14 protein-coding genes and 1 tRNA gene are annotated in these 16673 nt (G+C 70.6%); 6 read left to right on the top strand and 9 right to left on the bottom strand.

Features of this window, described 5'->3' with window-relative positions; all coding sequences use genetic code 11:
• Positions 1–22 precede the first annotated feature (22 nt).
• The 3 genes from HJD23_RS25340 to HJD23_RS25330 all read left to right on the top strand — a co-directional run bounded on the left by HJD23_RS25340 (position 23) and on the right by HJD23_RS25330 (position 3459).
• Positions 23–1042 (top strand): SGNH/GDSL hydrolase family protein, encoded by a 1020-nt coding sequence (locus tag HJD23_RS25340; protein ID WP_171108377.1) that lies wholly within the window; start codon positions 23–25, stop codon positions 1040–1042.
• Between the two features lie 137 nt (positions 1043–1179).
• Positions 1180–2397, top strand: coding sequence for an acetyl-CoA C-acetyltransferase (locus HJD23_RS25335; RefSeq protein WP_171108374.1), 1218 nt, complete (start codon positions 1180–1182; stop codon positions 2395–2397).
• 279 nt (positions 2398–2676) lie between these two features.
• Positions 2677–3459 carry a hypothetical protein gene (locus HJD23_RS25330; protein WP_171108373.1) on the top strand — a complete coding sequence of 261 codons (783 nt, stop codon included), beginning with the start codon at positions 2677–2679 and terminating at the stop codon, positions 3457–3459.
• 170 nt (positions 3460–3629) lie between these two features.
• Here HJD23_RS25330 and HJD23_RS25325 read toward each other — a convergent pair whose 3' ends face one another.
• A complete protein-coding gene (locus HJD23_RS25325; RefSeq protein WP_171108369.1) occupies positions 3630–3941 on the bottom strand; it encodes a hypothetical protein in 312 nt (103 codons plus the stop codon).
• A gap of 94 nt (positions 3942–4035) precedes the next feature.
• On the opposite strand from HJD23_RS25325, the gene HJD23_RS25320 reads away from it, so the two are divergent.
• Positions 4036–4263 carry a DUF4287 domain-containing protein gene (locus tag HJD23_RS25320; protein ID WP_141311429.1) on the top strand — a complete coding sequence of 76 codons (228 nt, stop codon included), beginning with the start codon at positions 4036–4038 and terminating at the stop codon, positions 4261–4263.
• Positions 4264–4363: 100 nt separating this feature from the next.
• Here the strand turns inward: HJD23_RS25320 and HJD23_RS25315 are convergent, their stop codons facing one another.
• From HJD23_RS25315 to HJD23_RS25290, 6 genes are all read right to left on the bottom strand, one after another.
• Entirely contained in the window at positions 4364–5263 is a 900-nt protein-coding gene (locus tag HJD23_RS25315; protein ID WP_171108366.1) for a Bax inhibitor-1/YccA family protein, read from the bottom strand.
• A gap of 226 nt (positions 5264–5489) precedes the next feature.
• Positions 5490–6665 carry a 4-hydroxybenzoate 3-monooxygenase gene (locus HJD23_RS25310; protein WP_171108363.1) on the bottom strand — a complete coding sequence of 392 codons (1176 nt, stop codon included), beginning with the start codon at positions 6663–6665 and terminating at the stop codon, positions 5490–5492.
• A 227-nt stretch (positions 6666–6892) separates the two neighbouring features.
• Positions 6893–9574 (bottom strand): hypothetical protein, encoded by a 2682-nt coding sequence (locus HJD23_RS25305; RefSeq protein WP_171108360.1) that lies wholly within the window; start codon positions 9572–9574, stop codon positions 6893–6895.
• Positions 9571–10272 (bottom strand): ABC transporter ATP-binding protein, encoded by a 702-nt coding sequence (locus HJD23_RS25300; protein WP_197972287.1) that lies wholly within the window; start codon positions 10270–10272, stop codon positions 9571–9573. Before HJD23_RS25300 ends, HJD23_RS25305 begins: the two co-directional genes overlap by 4 nt.
• 1 nt (position 10273) lies before the next feature.
• A complete protein-coding gene (locus tag HJD23_RS25295) occupies positions 10274–10426 on the bottom strand; it encodes a hypothetical protein (RefSeq protein WP_171108357.1) in 153 nt (50 codons plus the stop codon).
• A 70-nt stretch (positions 10427–10496) separates the two neighbouring features.
• A tRNA-Leu gene (locus HJD23_RS25290) sits at positions 10497–10582 on the bottom strand.
• A gap of 416 nt (positions 10583–10998) precedes the next feature.
• Between HJD23_RS25290 and HJD23_RS25285 the strand changes: the two genes are divergently transcribed.
• Together HJD23_RS25285 and HJD23_RS25280 are read left to right on the top strand one after the other, a co-directional pair.
• Positions 10999–11769: an ABC transporter ATP-binding protein gene (locus HJD23_RS25285; RefSeq protein WP_141311433.1), complete on the top strand. Its 771-nt coding sequence runs from the start codon at positions 10999–11001 to the stop codon at positions 11767–11769.
• A gap of 36 nt (positions 11770–11805) precedes the next feature.
• On the top strand, positions 11806–14334 hold the full coding sequence (locus tag HJD23_RS25280) for an ABC transporter permease (RefSeq protein WP_171108356.1): 2529 nt from the start codon (positions 11806–11808) through the stop codon (positions 14332–14334).
• 61 nt (positions 14335–14395) lie between these two features.
• On the opposite strand, the gene HJD23_RS25275 is transcribed toward HJD23_RS25280, so the two are convergent.
• Positions 14396–15691 (bottom strand): cyclopropane-fatty-acyl-phospholipid synthase family protein, encoded by a 1296-nt coding sequence (locus HJD23_RS25275; protein ID WP_171108353.1) that lies wholly within the window; start codon positions 15689–15691, stop codon positions 14396–14398.
• 109 nt (positions 15692–15800) lie between these two features.
• On the bottom strand, positions 15801–16415 hold the full coding sequence (locus HJD23_RS25270; protein ID WP_171108349.1) for a Uma2 family endonuclease: 615 nt from the start codon (positions 16413–16415) through the stop codon (positions 15801–15803).
• Positions 16416–16673: the final 258 nt, after the last annotated feature.

Genomic DNA, 16673 nt, shown 5'->3' with positions numbered 1-16673 from the left:
TGCGAGGAGGTGTCGGCGACGCATGACCAGGATGTCGAGGGCGAGGGTGGCCCGGCGCATCGCAGCCGGTGCGGCGTACGGCGGTGGTGGCATCGGCCTGGCCGGTGCGGCGGTCGTCGGCCTGGTGCTGGCCGAGGTGCAGCTGGCCCGCCGCCAGGTGGGCAACGGCGCGACGCCGTACGTGCCGAACACGAGCGGGCGGTACGGACGGACGTACGACACCCCGGGCGTCCCGCCCCTGAGGTTCACCATGCTCGGCGACTCCACCGCCGCCGGCCAGGGCGTCCACCGGGCCGGCCAGACCCCGGGCGCGCTGCTCGCCTCGGGCCTCGCGGCGGTCGCGGAACGCCCCGTCGACCTGCGCAACGTCGCCGTCCCCGGCGCCATGTCCGACGACCTGGACCGCCAGGTGTCGCTGGCCCTCGGGGACCCGGACCGGACCCCCGACATCTGCGTGATCATGATCGGCGCCAACGACGTCACCAACCGCATCCCGCCGACCCGCTCGGTACGGCATCTGTCGGCGGCGGTACGGCGACTGCGCACCGCAGGCGCCGAGGTGGTCGTCGGCACCTGTCCCGACCTGGGCACGATCGAGCCGGTGCAGCAGCCGTTGCGCTGGCTGGCCAGACGGGCCTCCCGCCAGTTGGCGGCCGCCCAGACGATCGGAGTCGTCGAGCAGGGCGGCCGCACCGTGTCGCTGGGCGACCTGCTGGGCCCCGAGTTCGCCGCGAACCCGCGTGAGCTGTTCGGCCCGGACAACTACCACCCCTCCGCCGAGGGCTACGCCACCGCCGCGATGGCCGTCCTGCCCACGGTCTGCGCCGCCCTGGGCCTGTGGCCGGCGGAGGAGGAACGCCCCGACGTCACCCGCCGCGAGGGCTTCCTGCCGGTGGCCCGGGCCGCGGCCGAGGCGGCCTCGGAGGCCGGTACGGAGGTCACGGCGGCGATGCCGACGGGGCCGCGCGGGCCGTGGGCCCTGCTGAAGCGCAGGCGCAGGCGGCGGGTGACGGAGGCGGAGCCGTCACCGCAGCCGTCGTAGCGCAGGCAGCCACGACAGAAAAGCAAGCGCTTAGAAAATTGCGTCCTGAGTCACACCACGACACCCGTGACCTCGCCCATACGGACGGGTAACTTCCCAACCAGCCCTGCCCGTCCCCGTAAGCCAATGGAGCCGTGATGCCCGAAGCCGTGATCGTCTCTGCCGCCCGCTCCCCCATCGGCCGCGCCTTCAAGGGCTCCCTCAAGGACCTGCGCCCCGACGACCTCACCGCCACGATCATCCAGGCCGCCCTCGCCAAGGTCCCCGGGCTGGACCCGAAGGACATCGACGACCTGATGCTCGGCTGCGGCCTGCCCGGCGGCGAGCAGGGCCACAACCTGGGCCGGATCGTCGCCGTACAGATGGGCATGGACCACCTGCCGGGCTGCACGATCACCCGCTACTGCTCCTCCTCCCTCCAGACCTCCCGGATGGCCCTGCACGCCATCAAGGCCGGTGAGGGCGATGTCTTCATCTCCGCGGGCGTGGAGATGGTCTCCCGCTCGCAGTACGGCACCTCCGACCAGGCCGACACCCACAACCCGCTCTTCGCCGACGCCGAGGCCCGTACGGCCGCCGTCGCCGCGTCCGAGGGCACCTCCTGGCACGACCCGCGCGAGGACGGCCTGCTGCCCGACCCGTACATCGCCATGGGCCAGACGGCCGAGAACCTGGCCCGCTCCTGGGGCGTGACCCGCGAGGAGATGGACGAGTTCGGCGTCCGCTCGCAGAACCTCGCCGAGGAAGCCATCAAGAAGGGCTTCTGGGAGCGCGAGATCACCCCGGTGACCCTCCCCGACGGCACGGTCATCAGCAAGGACGACGGCCCCCGCCCCGGCGTCACCATGGAGGGCGTCGCGGGCCTGAAGCCGGTCTTCCGCCCCGACGGCCTGGTCACCGCCGGCAACTGCTGCCCCCTCAACGACGGCGCCGCGGCCCTGATCATCATGTCGGACACCAAGGCCCGCGAGCTGGGCCTGACCCCGCTGGCCCGGATCGTCTCCACCGGCGTCTCCGGCCTGTCCCCCGAGATCATGGGCTACGGCCCCGTCGAGGCCTCGAAGCAGGCCCTGGCGCGCGCCGGTCTGACCATCGACGACATCGACCTGGTCGAGATCAACGAGGCGTTCGCCGCCCAGGTGATCCCCTCTTACCGCGACCTGAACATCCCGCTGGAGAAGCTGAACGTCAACGGCGGCGCCATCGCCGTCGGCCACCCCTTCGGCATGACCGGCGCCCGGATCACCGGCACGCTCATCAACTCCCTGCAGTGGCACGACAAGCAGTTCGGCCTGGAGACGATGTGCGTCGGCGGCGGCCAGGGCATGGCGATGGTCATCGAACGCCTCAGCTGAACCTCTGGGTGTCCGGACCGGCACCCACCGTCACCCGTCGGCCCGGACCCCGCAACCACCGGGGTTCTGGGCCGTTTTGTGACCCAATCTCCCCCAGGATGTGACCTATCTCCCTCGGAACAGAGATCACTGCAGGTCAGCACAGCACCGCCGCAAACACCAGACGCAATTTCCTGTCCGTTTCGTGACGTTACGCACTGACAGCTGCTCAGTTCACCCCTCAAGCTGATGTAGGAAGTCGGGGGTCGACTTTGAACCGGGAGTACGTCAGTGAGCCCCATGCCGATCGCCTTGCTGGTCACCACGGCCGCCACGGGCGCCGTGGGCGTCGCCGTCCTGCGCACCCTCCTGCAGCTGCGCCGCCAGGTCGCGGCCCTGCACACCGAGCTCGCCGAGGGCCGCGCCGCCGCACGCCGCCTGCTGCCCGCCGCGCGCACCGCGGCCGACGCGGAGGAGATACGCGCGGCCGTGGCGGAGGCGCTGGCCGAGGAGCGGGAGCGGGAGCTGGCCGAGGCGCGCGCCTTCTGGGCAGCCCAGGAGGCACGTGACGTCTCCGACGCGCCCTCGCTGCTGGGGGGCCTGGCCGACAACGACCTCTTCCTCCCCCGGCAGGCCGATTTCGCGGGCCTGGAGCCGCTGGAGCCGGTGAGCGAGCCCGGCGCCGAGCCGGACGAGTTCGCCGGAGACTCCCCCGAACTGGCCGCGGCCCGCCGCCGCCACCCCTCCCACCCCGACTTCACACCGACGTCGTCACCGACCGCCAACGACCACGAACGCACGGTGTCCATCCTGGAGGAGCTGGCCGCGTCCCGCGTCGAGCTCACCGACGTCCGCCCCGGCCCCCTGGGCACTCTCGACGTCTATGTCTTCGCCGACGGTACGACCCTCTGCATGACCCCCGGCCACCGCGAAACCGCCGAACGCCTCGCCGCGGCCCTCCGCTCCGGCGAGACCCCGGTCCTCCTGGGCGGCTCGGGCATCTCGGGCGCGTACACGCTGACGTTCACGTGCGGCGAGGAGACGGTGTACATCCTGGCGGACAGGGTGATCGCGTCCTTCTAGGACGCCGAGCACGGCGACGCGCTTTCAGGGGCGCGCGGCTGTATCGATATGCGGCTCCGCCACGTGGGCGCGAACAACCCGCCACGCACCCGCACCGCACCCGCGACCCGCGACCCGCGACCCGCGACCCGCGACCCGCGACCCGCGACCCGCGACCCGCGACCAAACCGTCACACCCCCGCCCGCTTCTGCGCCTCCACCACCACCCGGACGGCCTCCTCCACCTCGGCCTCACTCGTCAACACGACGGCCAGATCGCGCCCCGCGACACTGATCTGATCCGCCGCCGCGAACATCCCCGCATCCGGCATCACCCGAGGCTCACTCCCCGGCTCCTCCACCGACTGCGCCCACCGGGCCAGCTCCCTGGCCAGCGCCAATGCCTCAGCGGCAGCGCCCCGCTGCAACCGACTCTGCGGCGCCGCCCTCAACCGATCCGCAAATTGATCAACCGCACTGATCAGACGCGTCGTATCAACCACGCCGGCAGGCTACCCGCACTGTTGCCAACAGACGAACGCTCAGGCACCGTGACCTGAAGGACCGGCTTACACCCGATTGCACCCGGAGGCGCCGATGTCCCAAGTCTTCTCCGAGGAGACCCATCGCAATCTGCTCGCCCGAATCCCCCACTGCACCGGTCGTGAAGTCTCCGACTGGCTGCGCACCGTCGAAGAAGGCCCCGCTCTCCGCTTCGAGGAGAAGGTCAGCTGGCTGCGTCACGAGTACGACCTCGCGTACGGCCACGCCAAGGCGATCATCCACGAGTACGACCTGAGGAGGGCCGCGCGCAAACTGCTCTGAGCGCCCACCCCCGCGAAAAGGGGCCCCGGGCGAAACCCGGGGCCCCTTGAGGCATCTTCACGCGTCGGCGTTCAGCCGCGCAGCGCCTTGATCGTCACCGCTAATCGTCACCGCTGAAGATGGCGACCAGCCGCAGCATCTCGATGTAGATCCACACCAGCGTCATGGTCAGACCGAACGCGGCCAGCCAGGACTCCTCGCGCGGCGCACCGTAGGCGATGCCGTCCTCGATCTGCTTGAAGTCGAGGGTCAGGAAGAACGCGCCGAGCACGATCGCGATGATGCCGACGATCGCACCGAGCGGGCCCATGCTGCGCAGTCCGCCGTCCTCGGCGACACCGAAGGCGACCAGCAGCAGGTTGACGGCCATGACCAGGATGAAGGCGATGGCGATCGCCATACCGATCCGGGCGTAGCGCGCGGTGACGCGGATCCAGCCGGCCTTGTAGATCAGCAGCGTGGCGCCCGAGACCGCCATCGTGCCGAGCACCGCCTGAAAGGGCGCGCCGGACCAGCGGCTGTTGAACATCTCGCTGAACACGCCGAGGAACACGCCCTCGAACGCGGCGTAGGACAGGATCAGCGCGGGCGAGGCCTTGCGCTTGAACGACTGGACCATCGCCAGGACGAAGGCGATGAGCGCGGCGCCGATCGCCAGGCCGAAGCTGCTGGACGACACCGGCAGCAGGGCCCAGGCGAGGACGGCACCGACGACGACCGTACCGAGCGTCATCGCCGAGCGCATGACGACGTCGTCCATCGTCATCCGGCCGGTGCCGGCGGGTGCCTGCGGCGGGGCGCCGTACTGCAGGTCCTGCTGCGCGTACGGGTTCTGGGCGTAGGGGTTCTGCGCGTAGGGGTTGCCGGCGCCGGGCTGGGCATACGGGTTGCCCTGTGTGCCTACAGCGGCGCCCCCGGCCTGCGGCGCGGTGTTGAAGCCCGCGTAGCCGTTGTCGCGGCTGAACCCCCGTCGCGAGAAGACCGGGTTGCTACTCCTCATTTCACTCCTCCATGGCCACCCTGCGTGGCTCTGGCCCAAGAGTAATGGACAGGCAAAGGAATCACCCTAGTGCTTGGGGAGGATCTTTCCCCCCTGCTGCTGCGCAACACGCTAGCCGGGTGCGTGATTCCCGCCAGCGGAGGGGGTCATTCCTGATGAACTCGGTACAGGGCCGGAACCGGCCGGTGATCAAGCCGCGCGGCCGGGGCAGTGGTCGGTGCGGCGGTCAGTGCAGTGGGAAGCCGGTGTATGCCTCGGCGAGGTCGGTCTCCACGGCGCGGGAGGTCGCGATCCGTTCCAGCCGCGCGAGTTGGAGCCGGTCCTCGAAGGGAGTGGCGTCCGGGGCCCGGTGCAGCAGGGTCGTCATGTCGTACGAGAACCGCTCGGCCTGCCAGACGCGGCGCAGGCAGGTCTCCGAATAGGTGTCGAGAAGTTCGGCCGATCCGGTCTCCTGGCGGTGCGTCAGGGCCCGCGCGAAGGTGACGACGTCGCCGACGGCCAGGTTGAGGCCCTTGGCCCCGGTCGGGGGCACGATGTGAGCGGCGTCACCGGCGAGGAAGAGCCGCCCGTGCCGCATCGGCTCGTGCACGAAGGACCGCATGGGCGTGACCGACTTCTGGGTGATCGGCCCGCGCCGCAGCCGCCATCCGTCGGCGGTCTCGAACCGCCGCTCCAGCTCCGTCCAGATCCCGTCGTCGTCCCACTCCTCGGCGTCCGTGCCGTCCGGTACCTGGAGGTAGAGGCGGGACACGGACGTCGACCGCATGGACAGCAGGGCGAAGCCGCGGTCGTGGCGGGCGTAGACCAGTTCGTCGTGGGAGGGCGGTACGTCGGCGAGGATGCCGAGCCACCCGAACGGGTACGTCCGTTCGTACACCCGGGACAGCGAGGCGGGCACCGCCTTGCGGGCGACGCCCCAGAAACCGTCGCATCCGACAACGTACTCGCACTCCAGTACGTCCTCGCTCCCCGCGTGCCGGAAACGCACGCGCGGCCGCTCGCTCTGCGCGTCCTCGACCGCGAGCGCCTCCGCCTCGAACAGCAGCGGGCCGCCCTCCTTCAGTTGCAGGGCGATGAGGTCCTTGCACACCTCCGTCTGGGCGTACACCATCACGGAGCGGCCGCCGGTCAGGGCGGGGAAGTCGACGCGGTGGCGGCGTCGGTCGAAGCGCAGTTCGATGCCGTCGTGCCGCAGCCCCTCCCGGTCCATCCGCTCCCCGGCTCCGGCCGCGCGCAGCACGTCCACCGTCCCCTGCTCCAGGATCCCCGCCCGCTGCCGCCGTTCGACGTAGGCCCGGTCGTGGCTCTCCAGGACGACCGAGTCGATCCCGGCGTTGTGCAGCAACCGGGCGAGCAGCAGGCCGGCCGGGCCGGCTCCGATGATGCCGACGGTGGTACGCATCGGGCGTTCCCTTCGCCTGTTGACGGGGTGGTGTTCGCAGTGGTGTTCGCAATGTGTTCGCAGAGTGAAATTACTTTCACTACCTGGGTGTGAGTCTCCGCTCCCATCCGCCGAGTGTCAACGGGTCTGCGGGGGTGAAGTCCGCAATCTCTTGTGCGGTTGGACTGTCGGCTGACGTGTCGTCATCGCAGCGTTGACACGTGGCGTCATGCAGTGTCGTGGAACTTTCAGCCCGATGCCGCCTCCATGACGCTGAGCTTGTGGGCGGAGTGCAGCGCGGCGAGGAAGGCGGCCAGGTAGAGGGCCGCGGCGAGGACGGCCAGTTGCCACCACGGGACGCTCAGGACGAAGCCGGAGATCCGCGAGGCGAGGACCACGCTCGGCACTACGGCGATCACCAGGCCGAGTACGGTGCTCACCGCGATGAGGGCGCCGTGCTGGCAGAGCAGGACGTGGCGCGCCCAGCGCGGGGGGATGCCGACGGCGATCAGACGGGCCACGTATCGGCGCAGAATGCGGGTCTGGCTGCGGGTGGCGGCCAGGACGGCGAAGAGCGCCAGGACCACCAGGCCCACGGCGGTGGCCAGCAGTGCCGCGGGGGGTACGGGATCGTCCGGTTTCACGTGGATCAGGACGGCGCCGGCGTCCATGCCTGCGTTGATGACGGCCTGTTGCAGGGCATGGGCCCGGTCGGCGGAGACGCCGGTGACCATGAGCGGGCCGTCGGTCTGGATCGGGAGCCGGAGCGCGTCGGCGGTGGAGCGCAGCATGATGCCGCCGGAGCCGGTCCGCCACGCGGCCGGATCGGGGTCGGCCGTGGTCGTGGGCACTTCCGCCGTGCGGCCCAGGACATGGTCGCCCTCGCGGACGACGAGACGGGCGGGCGCGTTCGTGCCGTTGGGAGCGTCGACGGCGTCCGCCCAGAGGAGCAGGCCGCCGTCGCGCAGTACCGAGGTCTGGGTGCCGTTGAGCCGGAGGTCGAGCAGCTTTTCGATCTGCTCGGGAGTGTCCGCCGCGAGCAGGCTGCCGTCGTCGCCCTCCCGGCTCGCCATCCGTGGTTTGTCGGCGTCGCCGTCCCTGAGGTAGCGCACCTTCGTGCGGGGCAGACCGTCGAGCGCGCGGGACGCGTCGACCGTGCGCAGCAGGGCCTCACTCGGCGGGAAGGTGTCGCTCTCGGTGCCGGCCAGCAGGACCTGCCCGGGCAGGACGGCGGGATACGACTGCTTCTCGGCGGTGCGGATCAGGGTGTCGAGGAGGGTGAGATAGCCCAGTGAGGCGCCGAACAGGACCGTGAGGACGGCCAGGGCGGCGCAGGCCCTGCGTCGGTCGGCGGCCAGCTGGCGGCGTATCAGGCGGCGGCGCGGCCCGCCCTCCGGGAGCACCCGCAGTACGGCGCCGAAGACCTCGGGGACAACCAGCAGCACCGCGGCGATCACCATGCCGGTCAGGACCATGGCCTGGGCGGGCGAGTCGACCCGGGTGGCGTACACGACCACGGCACACCACGCGGCGACGGTCAGCAGGTGCCGGGCATCGCGGACCAGGCGGGTGGCACGAGAGGACGCGGCGGATGCGGTGGACGCGACGGATGCGGTGGACTCGTCCGTGGCGGCGGCCCCGCTCTCGTGTTGCGGCCCTGCGGTTACCTCCCGCCGAGCGCGGGCGAGCGACGCTCCGGCGGCCAGGCTGGTCAGCAGGACCACCACGAGCAGGCGCAGCGCGGGCGTGGCGAGGTCGTCGAGCGGGCCCGCGGGGCGCTCGCGCAGATGGGAGACGAGTTGGCGGGCGCCGATGCCCACGACGGTACCGGCCAGTGCTCCGCAGGCCGCCGCGCCCAGTGACCATGCCAGGGCGGCCAGGGCCGGGGCCGCGGCGGCCGTCCTGCGGGAGACACCGACGGACACCAGGGAGGCCGTGGTGCGCCGGAAGCGGCGGTCGTTCAGCCCGAACACCAGCAGGACCGCGGCCGCGGGCACCAGGAGCGAGGGAACGGTGTAACCGGCCGGAGTCTTTTCGATCCACGTCTTCTGAGGGTGCCGCGAGAGATCGTCCCGGGTGGTGAAGGTGGCGGAAACGGCGTCCCGTCCGATGTCCGTGCTGTCCCCGGCGCTGCCCTGGGCGTCCTCACCCTGGCCCGCTGCCCAGGTGCGCGCCGCCGCGGTGAACGCGTCGAGGACCGCCTCCGGCTGTTCCCCGGACCACATCAGGTCCATCTGGGCGGTCAGCACCGGGAACCCGTCGCTCAGGGTGGGGTCCAGGTCGGCCCAGGTGCCCCGTCCGAACAGCAGGTTCGTCGTGTCGGCGGTCCGGTCGTCGACGGTGCCGACGACCTTGAGCCGTACGTCGCCCAGCACGGTGAGCGTCTCGCCCACCGGGGTCCGCACGTCCTCGGGCTCGGTCACGGCCACCTCGCCGGGGCGGCTCGGCCACCGTCCCGACAGCAGCTCGTATCGCTCGGGGTACGGGCGGGCGAGCCAGTCGGTCTCCAGGGCAGTCACGTTGCGGGCCGGCGTGGTGTTCAGCTGTACGTCGGTGGCGCTGAGCACGATCTCGGCGTCCTTGACGCCGGTCTCGCGCGCCCTGGCCTCCAGGTCGGCGACGAACGTGTCGTCCCCGGGCAGCAGGGCCACCCCGCTGCCGTAGCCGACCTTCGCGCCGAAGCGGCCCAGGTCGCGGTCGGCGACCTGTTCGCCCGACAGCGACAGCGTCCGCAGGGTGACGAACATCGCCATCACCAGCAGAGCGGCGACGAACACGATCGCCACCGAGCGGGCCTGCGCCCGCGAGCGTCCCAGCCGCCGGGCGAGTCGGAGGGCCAGGCGGAGCTGACCCGCGTACGTCATACGGCTCGGCTCCGGTGGCGCCGGTGCCGTACTCGTCTTCTCCGTGGCGTTCTCCCTGGCGTTCACGAGCGGGATTCCAGGCGGCCGTCGATGACCTCGTAGACGGTGTCGGCGAAGTCGCGGCAGCGCGGGTCGTGCGAGCAGACCACGGCCAGTACGCCGTCGTCGCACAGCTTGCGGATCAGTTCGAACAACTCCTGTGTCGCGACCGAGTCCAGCGCACCGGTCGGCTCGTCCGCGAGGAGGACGGCGCGCTGACCGGTGAGCGCCCGTGCCACACCCACCCGTTGCCGCTGGCCGCCGGAGAGCTGCCACGGCAGCCGCTCCGCCAGATCGGCGAGGCCCACGCGGGACAGTTGCTCCAGCGCCTGCTCACGGGCCTCGGCGACGGGGACGCCGCGTGCCTCCAGGGGCAGCGCGACGTTTTCGACGGCGGTGAACTCCTCGATCAGATTGTGCTCCTGGAACACGACCCCGACGGTGCGCAGCCGCAACTCCGCGCGCTGCGCCTCGTCGGCCGTGCCCACGTCGACGCCGCCGACCCGGATCTCGCCGGAGTCGGCGAGATCCAGGCCGGCCAGCAGGTTCAGCAGGGTCGACTTGCCGGAGCCGCTGGCGCCGTACACGCACACGAACTCCCCCGCCCGGGCGGTGAAGTCCACGTCTCGCGCGGCCCATACGGTCTCGGCCGCGGAACGGTACGCCTTGCACACCCCGCTCGTCCGGACGAGCGGGGCAAGTGATGTGCCAGCGGCGGTGGTCAACTCAGCATCCGTTCGTCGTGCGCCAGGAGGAGATCTCGTCGCTGTTCCACGGGGCGACGTCGGTGTCGGTGTCGTTGCGGTGCATGGTCTGCCGGTCGCCGGAGCCGTTGGAGTGCTCGGCAACTCGGCTCGCACACGACCGTCTGGATGTCACCCGCCATCGGGCTCTCCGCGTCCAGCCGGTCACACGGAGCAGTTCGACGGCTCGGGCACGGTGCAGCGGTTGGTGCCCGGAACCGGACTCGAACCGGTACGCCCGCGAGGGGCAGCGAGGTTTAAGCTCGCCGTGTCTGCATTCCACCATCCGGGCAGGCCATGGGCTCCGCGTCGAGGTTCCGAGCCTATCGGGATACATCCCCCGAACAGCGGAAGGGCGGACCGATGTTGTCTTATTTTATTGACGTCTGAGGGTGCATCAGCACCCGGTACGAGCCGTCCGCACTTGCCAATAGCCTTACCGGTGAGGGCCGGCCGCGCATGCGGAATGACGGAATTTCACCGTCCGAACACCGCCCGAACGAGGGGGCTCCACCTGTTCTCGACAGGTGCCCCCATCCGGGCATCCCGTAGGGCCCGCCCGTCATCCCCAGGTATGACACGGGCCTCCGCGGTCCGACCGCAGTCTGCCCCCGGAACCGGAACAGCGACTGACTACACGGCGCCGTACGGCCGAGACGATGGAGCACGTCCCAAGCAGCACCGTCGTCCCGACAGGAGAGCCTCCCCGTGACCACCACACCCGTCGCCGGCCGGACCACCACCGTGGCCGCGCGCGCCACGGATCTGTCGAAGATCTACGGACAGGGCGAGACCCAGGTGGTCGCCCTGGACCGGGTCTCCGTCGAGTTCCGGCAGGCCGAGTTCACCGCGATCATGGGCCCCTCCGGTTCCGGCAAGTCCACCCTGATGCACTGCGTCGCAGGCCTCGACACCTTCTCCTCCGGCTCGGTGCGCATCGGCGACACCGAGCTGGGCTCCCTGAAGGACAAGCAGCTCACCAAGTTGCGCCGCGACAAGATCGGGTTCATCTTCCAGGCGTTCAACCTGCTGCCGACGCTGACCGCCCTGGAGAACATCACCCTTCCGATGGACATCGCCGGCCGCAAGCCGGACAAGCAGTGGCTGGACACCGTGATCCAGATGGTGGGTCTGAGGGACCGGCTCAGCCACCGCCCGTCCCAGCTCTCCGGCGGCCAGCAGCAGCGCGTCGCCGTCGCCCGCGCCCTGGCCTCCCGCCCCGACATCATCTTCGGCGACGAGCCGACCGGAAACCTCGACTCCCGCTCCGGTGCCGAGGTGCTGGGCTTCCTGCGCAACTCCGTGCGCGAGCTGGGCCAGACGGTGGTCATGGTGACCCACGACCCGGTGGCGGCGGCGTACGCCGACCGGGTCGTCTTCCTCGCCGACGGCCGGATCGTGGACGAGGTGTACGGGCCGACCGCGGACTCGGTCCTCGACCGGATGAAGCGTTTCGACGCCAAGGGCCGCACCAGCTGACGCCCCCTCACCCGCAGATCCAGGACTGAGACTTCCATGTTCCGCACCGCCCTGCGCAACGTACTCGCGCACAAGGCCCGGCTCCTGATGACCGTACTCGCCGTGATGCTCGGCGTGGCCTTCGTGTCGGGGACGCTGGTCTTCACCAACACCATCTCGGACGCCCTCCAGAAGAGCTCCGCCAAGGGCTTCGGCCACGTCGACGTGGCCGTGACGACCGAGGGCCGCCAGGACACCGGCGACACCCTCGGCAAGGCCCCCGAACTGACCCGGGCGCTGCTCGACGAAGCCGCGAAGGTGCCGGGGGCCGCCGACGCCATCGGGGTCGTGACCGGTTTCACCGCCATGGCCGACAAGGACGGCAAGCTGCTCGGCAACGGCTTCCAGTCGCAGGGCGGGAACTACTGGGGCGACAAGGACCCCCGCTACCCGCTGGTCAGGGGTACGGCCCCGCAGGGCCCCGACGAGATCCTCGTCGACTCCGCGACCGCCAAGCGCGCCGGGTACGAGGTCGGCGACACCGTCCGGCTGTCCATCGACGGCCCGGTCCTCACCCCGAAGATCACCGGCATCTTCACCACCGACGACGGCAACGTCGCCGCCGGCGGCAGCCTCACCCTCTTCGACACCGCCACCGCACAGCGGCTGTTCGGCAAGGCGGGCACCTACGACCAGATCGACGTGACCGCGAAGGCGGGCGTCAGCCAGACCGCGCTCAAGGCGGAGCTGGACAAGGCGCTGCCCGAGGACGTCGTCGAGACCACCACCGCCCAGGAGCTCGCCGACGACCAGGCGGAGATGATCGCCTCGTCGATGAGCGGGCTGAAGCAGGGCCTGCTGGTCTTCGCCGGTATCGCGCTGTTCGTCGGGACGTTCATCATCGCCAACACCTTCACCATGCTGGTCGCCCAGCGCACCAAGGAGCTGGCGCTGATGCGCGCGGTCGGCGCCTCGCGCAGGCAGGTCACCCGTTCCGTGCTGATCGAGGCGTTCGTGGTCGGCGCGGTCGCCGCGGTGACCGGTCTGATCGCCGGCGTCGGCATCGGCGCCGGGCTGCGCTCCCTGATGGGCGCGCTCGACGCCACCGTGCCCGACGGGCCGCTGGTGATCTCCCCGGGCACGATCGGCGCCGCCCTCGCGGTCGGCATCCTCGTCACCATGCTGGCTGCCTGGCTGCCCGGCCGCCGGGCGGCGAAGATCCCCCCGGTGGCGGCGATGAGCAGCGTGCACGCGCAGGCGACCGTGAAGTCGCTGGTGCTGCGCAACACCATCGGCGCCCTGTTCTCCGCCGCCGGCGTCGCGGTGATCCTCGCGGCGACGACGATGGACGGTTCGGACGGCCAGGCCCCGATGGGCCTCGGCGCGGTACTGCTGATCATCGGTGTGTTCGTCCTGACCCCGCTGCTGTCCCGCCCGCTGATCGCGGCGGCAGCCCCGGTGCTGCGGATCTTCGGGGTGTCGGGCAAGCTCGCCCGCCAGAACTCGGTCCGCAACCCGCGCCGTACGGCCGCCACCGCCTCGGCCCTGATGATCGGCCTCACCCTGATCACCGGTATGACGGTGATGGCGGGCAGCCTGCAGAAGTCGATCGACAAGATGGCCTCGGCCGCGATCCGTGCCGACTACGTCGTCTCGATGGCGAACGGCAACTTCCTCTCCCCGGACGTCGACAAGAAGCTGCAGCAGACCGAGGGCGTCACCGCCACCAGCCCGCTGCGCAACGCGCCCGCGCGCATCGGCGGCGAGACCGAGTACGTCACCGGTGTCACCGGCTCCGCGATCGGTCAGCTGACCGACCTCAAGGTCGACAGCGGCACCTTCGAGGTGGGCGGCACGGATGTCGTCGTCGACGCGGAGACCGCGACGTCGCACGGCTGGAAGGCCGGCTCGACGTTCGGCGCCTCGTTCGAGGACGGCAAGAAGCAGCAGTTCACCGTCGCCGGGGTCTACGAGGGCAACGACATGATCCGCGGCATCATGCTCGACAACGCGACCCTCACGCCGCACCTGTCCGACCCGACCGACATGCGGGTCATGGTCAAGACCTCCGACGGCGCGTCGGACGCCACGAAGGACCGGCTGGAGAAGGCCCTCGGCGCCAACCCGGGCATCAAGGTCCAGGACAGGAAGGACATCTCCAACGAGATCGCGTCGATGTTCACGCTGATGCTGAACATGCTGTACGGCCTGCTCGCCATGGCGGTGATCGTCGCGGTCCTCGGTGTCATCAACACCCTGGCCATGTCGGTCTTCGAACGCTCGCAGGAGATCGGCATGCTCCGCGCGATCGGCCTGGACCGCAAGGGCATCAAGCGGATGGTCCGTCTGGAGTCCCTGGTCATCTCCCTGTTCGGCGGCGTGCTTGGCATCGGCCTGGGCGGGTTCTTCGGCTGGGCGGCCGGTGAGCTGCTGGCCACGAAGACGCCGACGTACGAACTGGTCCTGCCCTGGGCCCGGATGGCGGTCTTCCTGCTGCTGGCGGCGACGGTGGGCGTGCTCGCCGCCCTGTGGCCGGCCCGCCGGGCGGCGCGCCTGAACATGCTCACGGCGATCAAGTCGGAGTAGTTCATCAGGGCGTACGACGATCAGGGCCCCGCTTCCTTCGGGAGGCGGGGCCTTCGGTCGTTCAGGCGGTCCAGGTGCGCGAGCGCAGCGGCATTCCGGAGGCGCCGGAGTCGGGGGTCCGGACGGCCAGGACCTGGTTGACGCCGATGCGGTTGCGCTCGAAGGACAGCGCCGAGGCGGCCATGTACAGCCGCCAGACGCGGGCGCGGCCGGGGCTGGTCAGCTTGACCGCGCGGGCCCAGTCGGCCTCCAGGTTGGCGACCCAGCGGCGCAGGGTGAGGGCGTAGTGCTCGCGGATCGACTCCACGTCGCGCACCTCGAACCCGGCGCGTTCCAGCTGGGTGACGGTGATGCCGATGGGCTGCAGCTCGCCGTCGGGGAAGACGTAGGAGTCGATGAACTCGTCGACGTTGTAGGCCGACTCGTCCCGCTGCGGCCGCCGCGCGATCTGGTGGTTGAGCAGCCGCCCGCCGGGGGCGAGCAGGGCGTACAGATCCTGGGCGTACTGCAGGTACTGCTCGGCGCCGACGTGTTCGGCCATGCCGATGGAGGAGATGGCGTCGTAGGGCCCGTCGCGGACGTCCCGGTAGTCCTGCACCCGGATCTCGACCCGGTCGGTCAGGCCCTCGTCGGCGACGCGCTTGCGGGCGTACGCCGCCTGCTCCTGGGACAGCGTGATGCCGACGACGCTCGCGCCGTGCTCGCGGGCGGCGTGGATGGCCATGGAGCCCCAGCCGCAGCCGACGTCGAGGAGGCGCTGACCGGGGGTCAGGGCGAGTTTGCCGCAGATGAGTTCGAGCTTGTCGCGCTGGGCGGTCTCCAGGGTGCTGTCCGGGGTGGGCCAGTAGGCGCAGGAGTACACCATGGACGGCCCGAGGACGATCTCGTAGAAGTCGTTGCCCACGTCGTAGTGGTGGCTGATGGCGCGTTTGTCGCTGTGCTTGGTGTGCAGGTGACGGCGGGGCCTGCGCACCTCCTCGCGGGGCGGTGCGGGCGGCAGTCCGGGGCCGGCGAGCCGTACCAGGCCCCGGACGGCGGCGCGTACCTCGGGGTCGCGCAGGGCCTCGGCGAGGCCGCGGGCGTCCTCACCGCGCTCCCAGATCAGGCCGGCGAGCAGATCGAGGGCGGCGTACAGATCGCCCTCGACATCGACGTCCCCGGCGACCCAGGCGCGGGCCAGGCCCAGTTCGCCGGGTTTCCACAGCAGTCGGCGCAGGGCGCGCCGGTTGCGTACGACGAGGACCGGCGCGTCCGCCGGACCCGCCTGCGAACCGTCCCAGGCGCGGATACGCACCGGGAGCGGAGTTCCCACCAGCTGCTCGAGCAGCCCCTTCAGCCGCGACGCGGCGTCAGCCATGGCGCACACCTCCGTGACAACGATCCGACACCACGTAAACACCTGCGGGGCCCGGCCGCAGTCCCCTGTTCGCGTTACGTCTGGGCAAAACCCTCGTCAGGAGCGGTGGTCAGAGTTCGTCGAGTGCATCCAGGGTGATGTCGATGTCGATGTCGTAGGGCACGCCGAGCTTGAGCTCTTCACGATGCGTACCGGTCAGGGCGTACGTCTTGGACACAGGGTCGAGTTCGTAAGTGCGCACCACAGGGTGCTTGTTCGTGCCGCTGGTCTCGACCAGCCAGAAGTGCGGGATGCCCGCGGCGGCGTACTTGTGGGGCTTGGTGTCGCGGTCACGTGCCTCGGAGTCCGGGGAGACGACCTCGACCGCGAGCTGGACGTCGGCGGCCTTGAAGCGGGTCTGCTCCCTGCTGGTGACGGCCTCGGACCGAACGACGGAGATGTCGGGCTCGGGGCCGTTGCGGCGGTCCAGGACGATGGTCATCTCTCGGACGACCTTCATGTCCTTGGGGACCGTGCGGCGCAGACCGGCCACGAGCAGGTCGATCATCGTGCTGTGGAAATACCGCTGCGGACTCACGAATACCAGGCTCCCGTCGATCAGCTCGGTGTGCGGCGGGAGATCGGGCAACGTGAACAGGTCGTCCACGGTGTATCCGTCCCGGGGCGGCACCGGCCAGCGGCAGCCGGGCTCGGCGGTCGGCTCGGCGATGGGCTCGGCGGTCATGATTCCTCCCATGGGCGGGATTCTCGGCCTGCTCATCCACGGTAGCCGCGGGGATGGGTGATCGTCATCACAAAGAGTGATGTCGGGACTCCTCGGAGTCCTCGGGCTTCTCAGGCCCCTCGGGAGCCACCAGCTGCTCGAGCAGCCCCTTCAGCCGCGACGCGGCGTCAGCCATGGCGCACACCTCCACGGTCTCGGCATCGCGGTCCGTGTCAGGTCGAGGGCATGGTGCGGGACGCCACGACGTGGGTCAAGTCC

The organism is Streptomyces sp. Z423-1 (assembly GCF_013009255.1).
Taxonomy (GTDB): Bacteria; Actinomycetota; Actinomycetes; order Streptomycetales; family Streptomycetaceae; genus Streptomyces; species Streptomyces gossypiisoli.
This window is presented reverse-complemented; position numbering and strand designations above follow the sequence as displayed.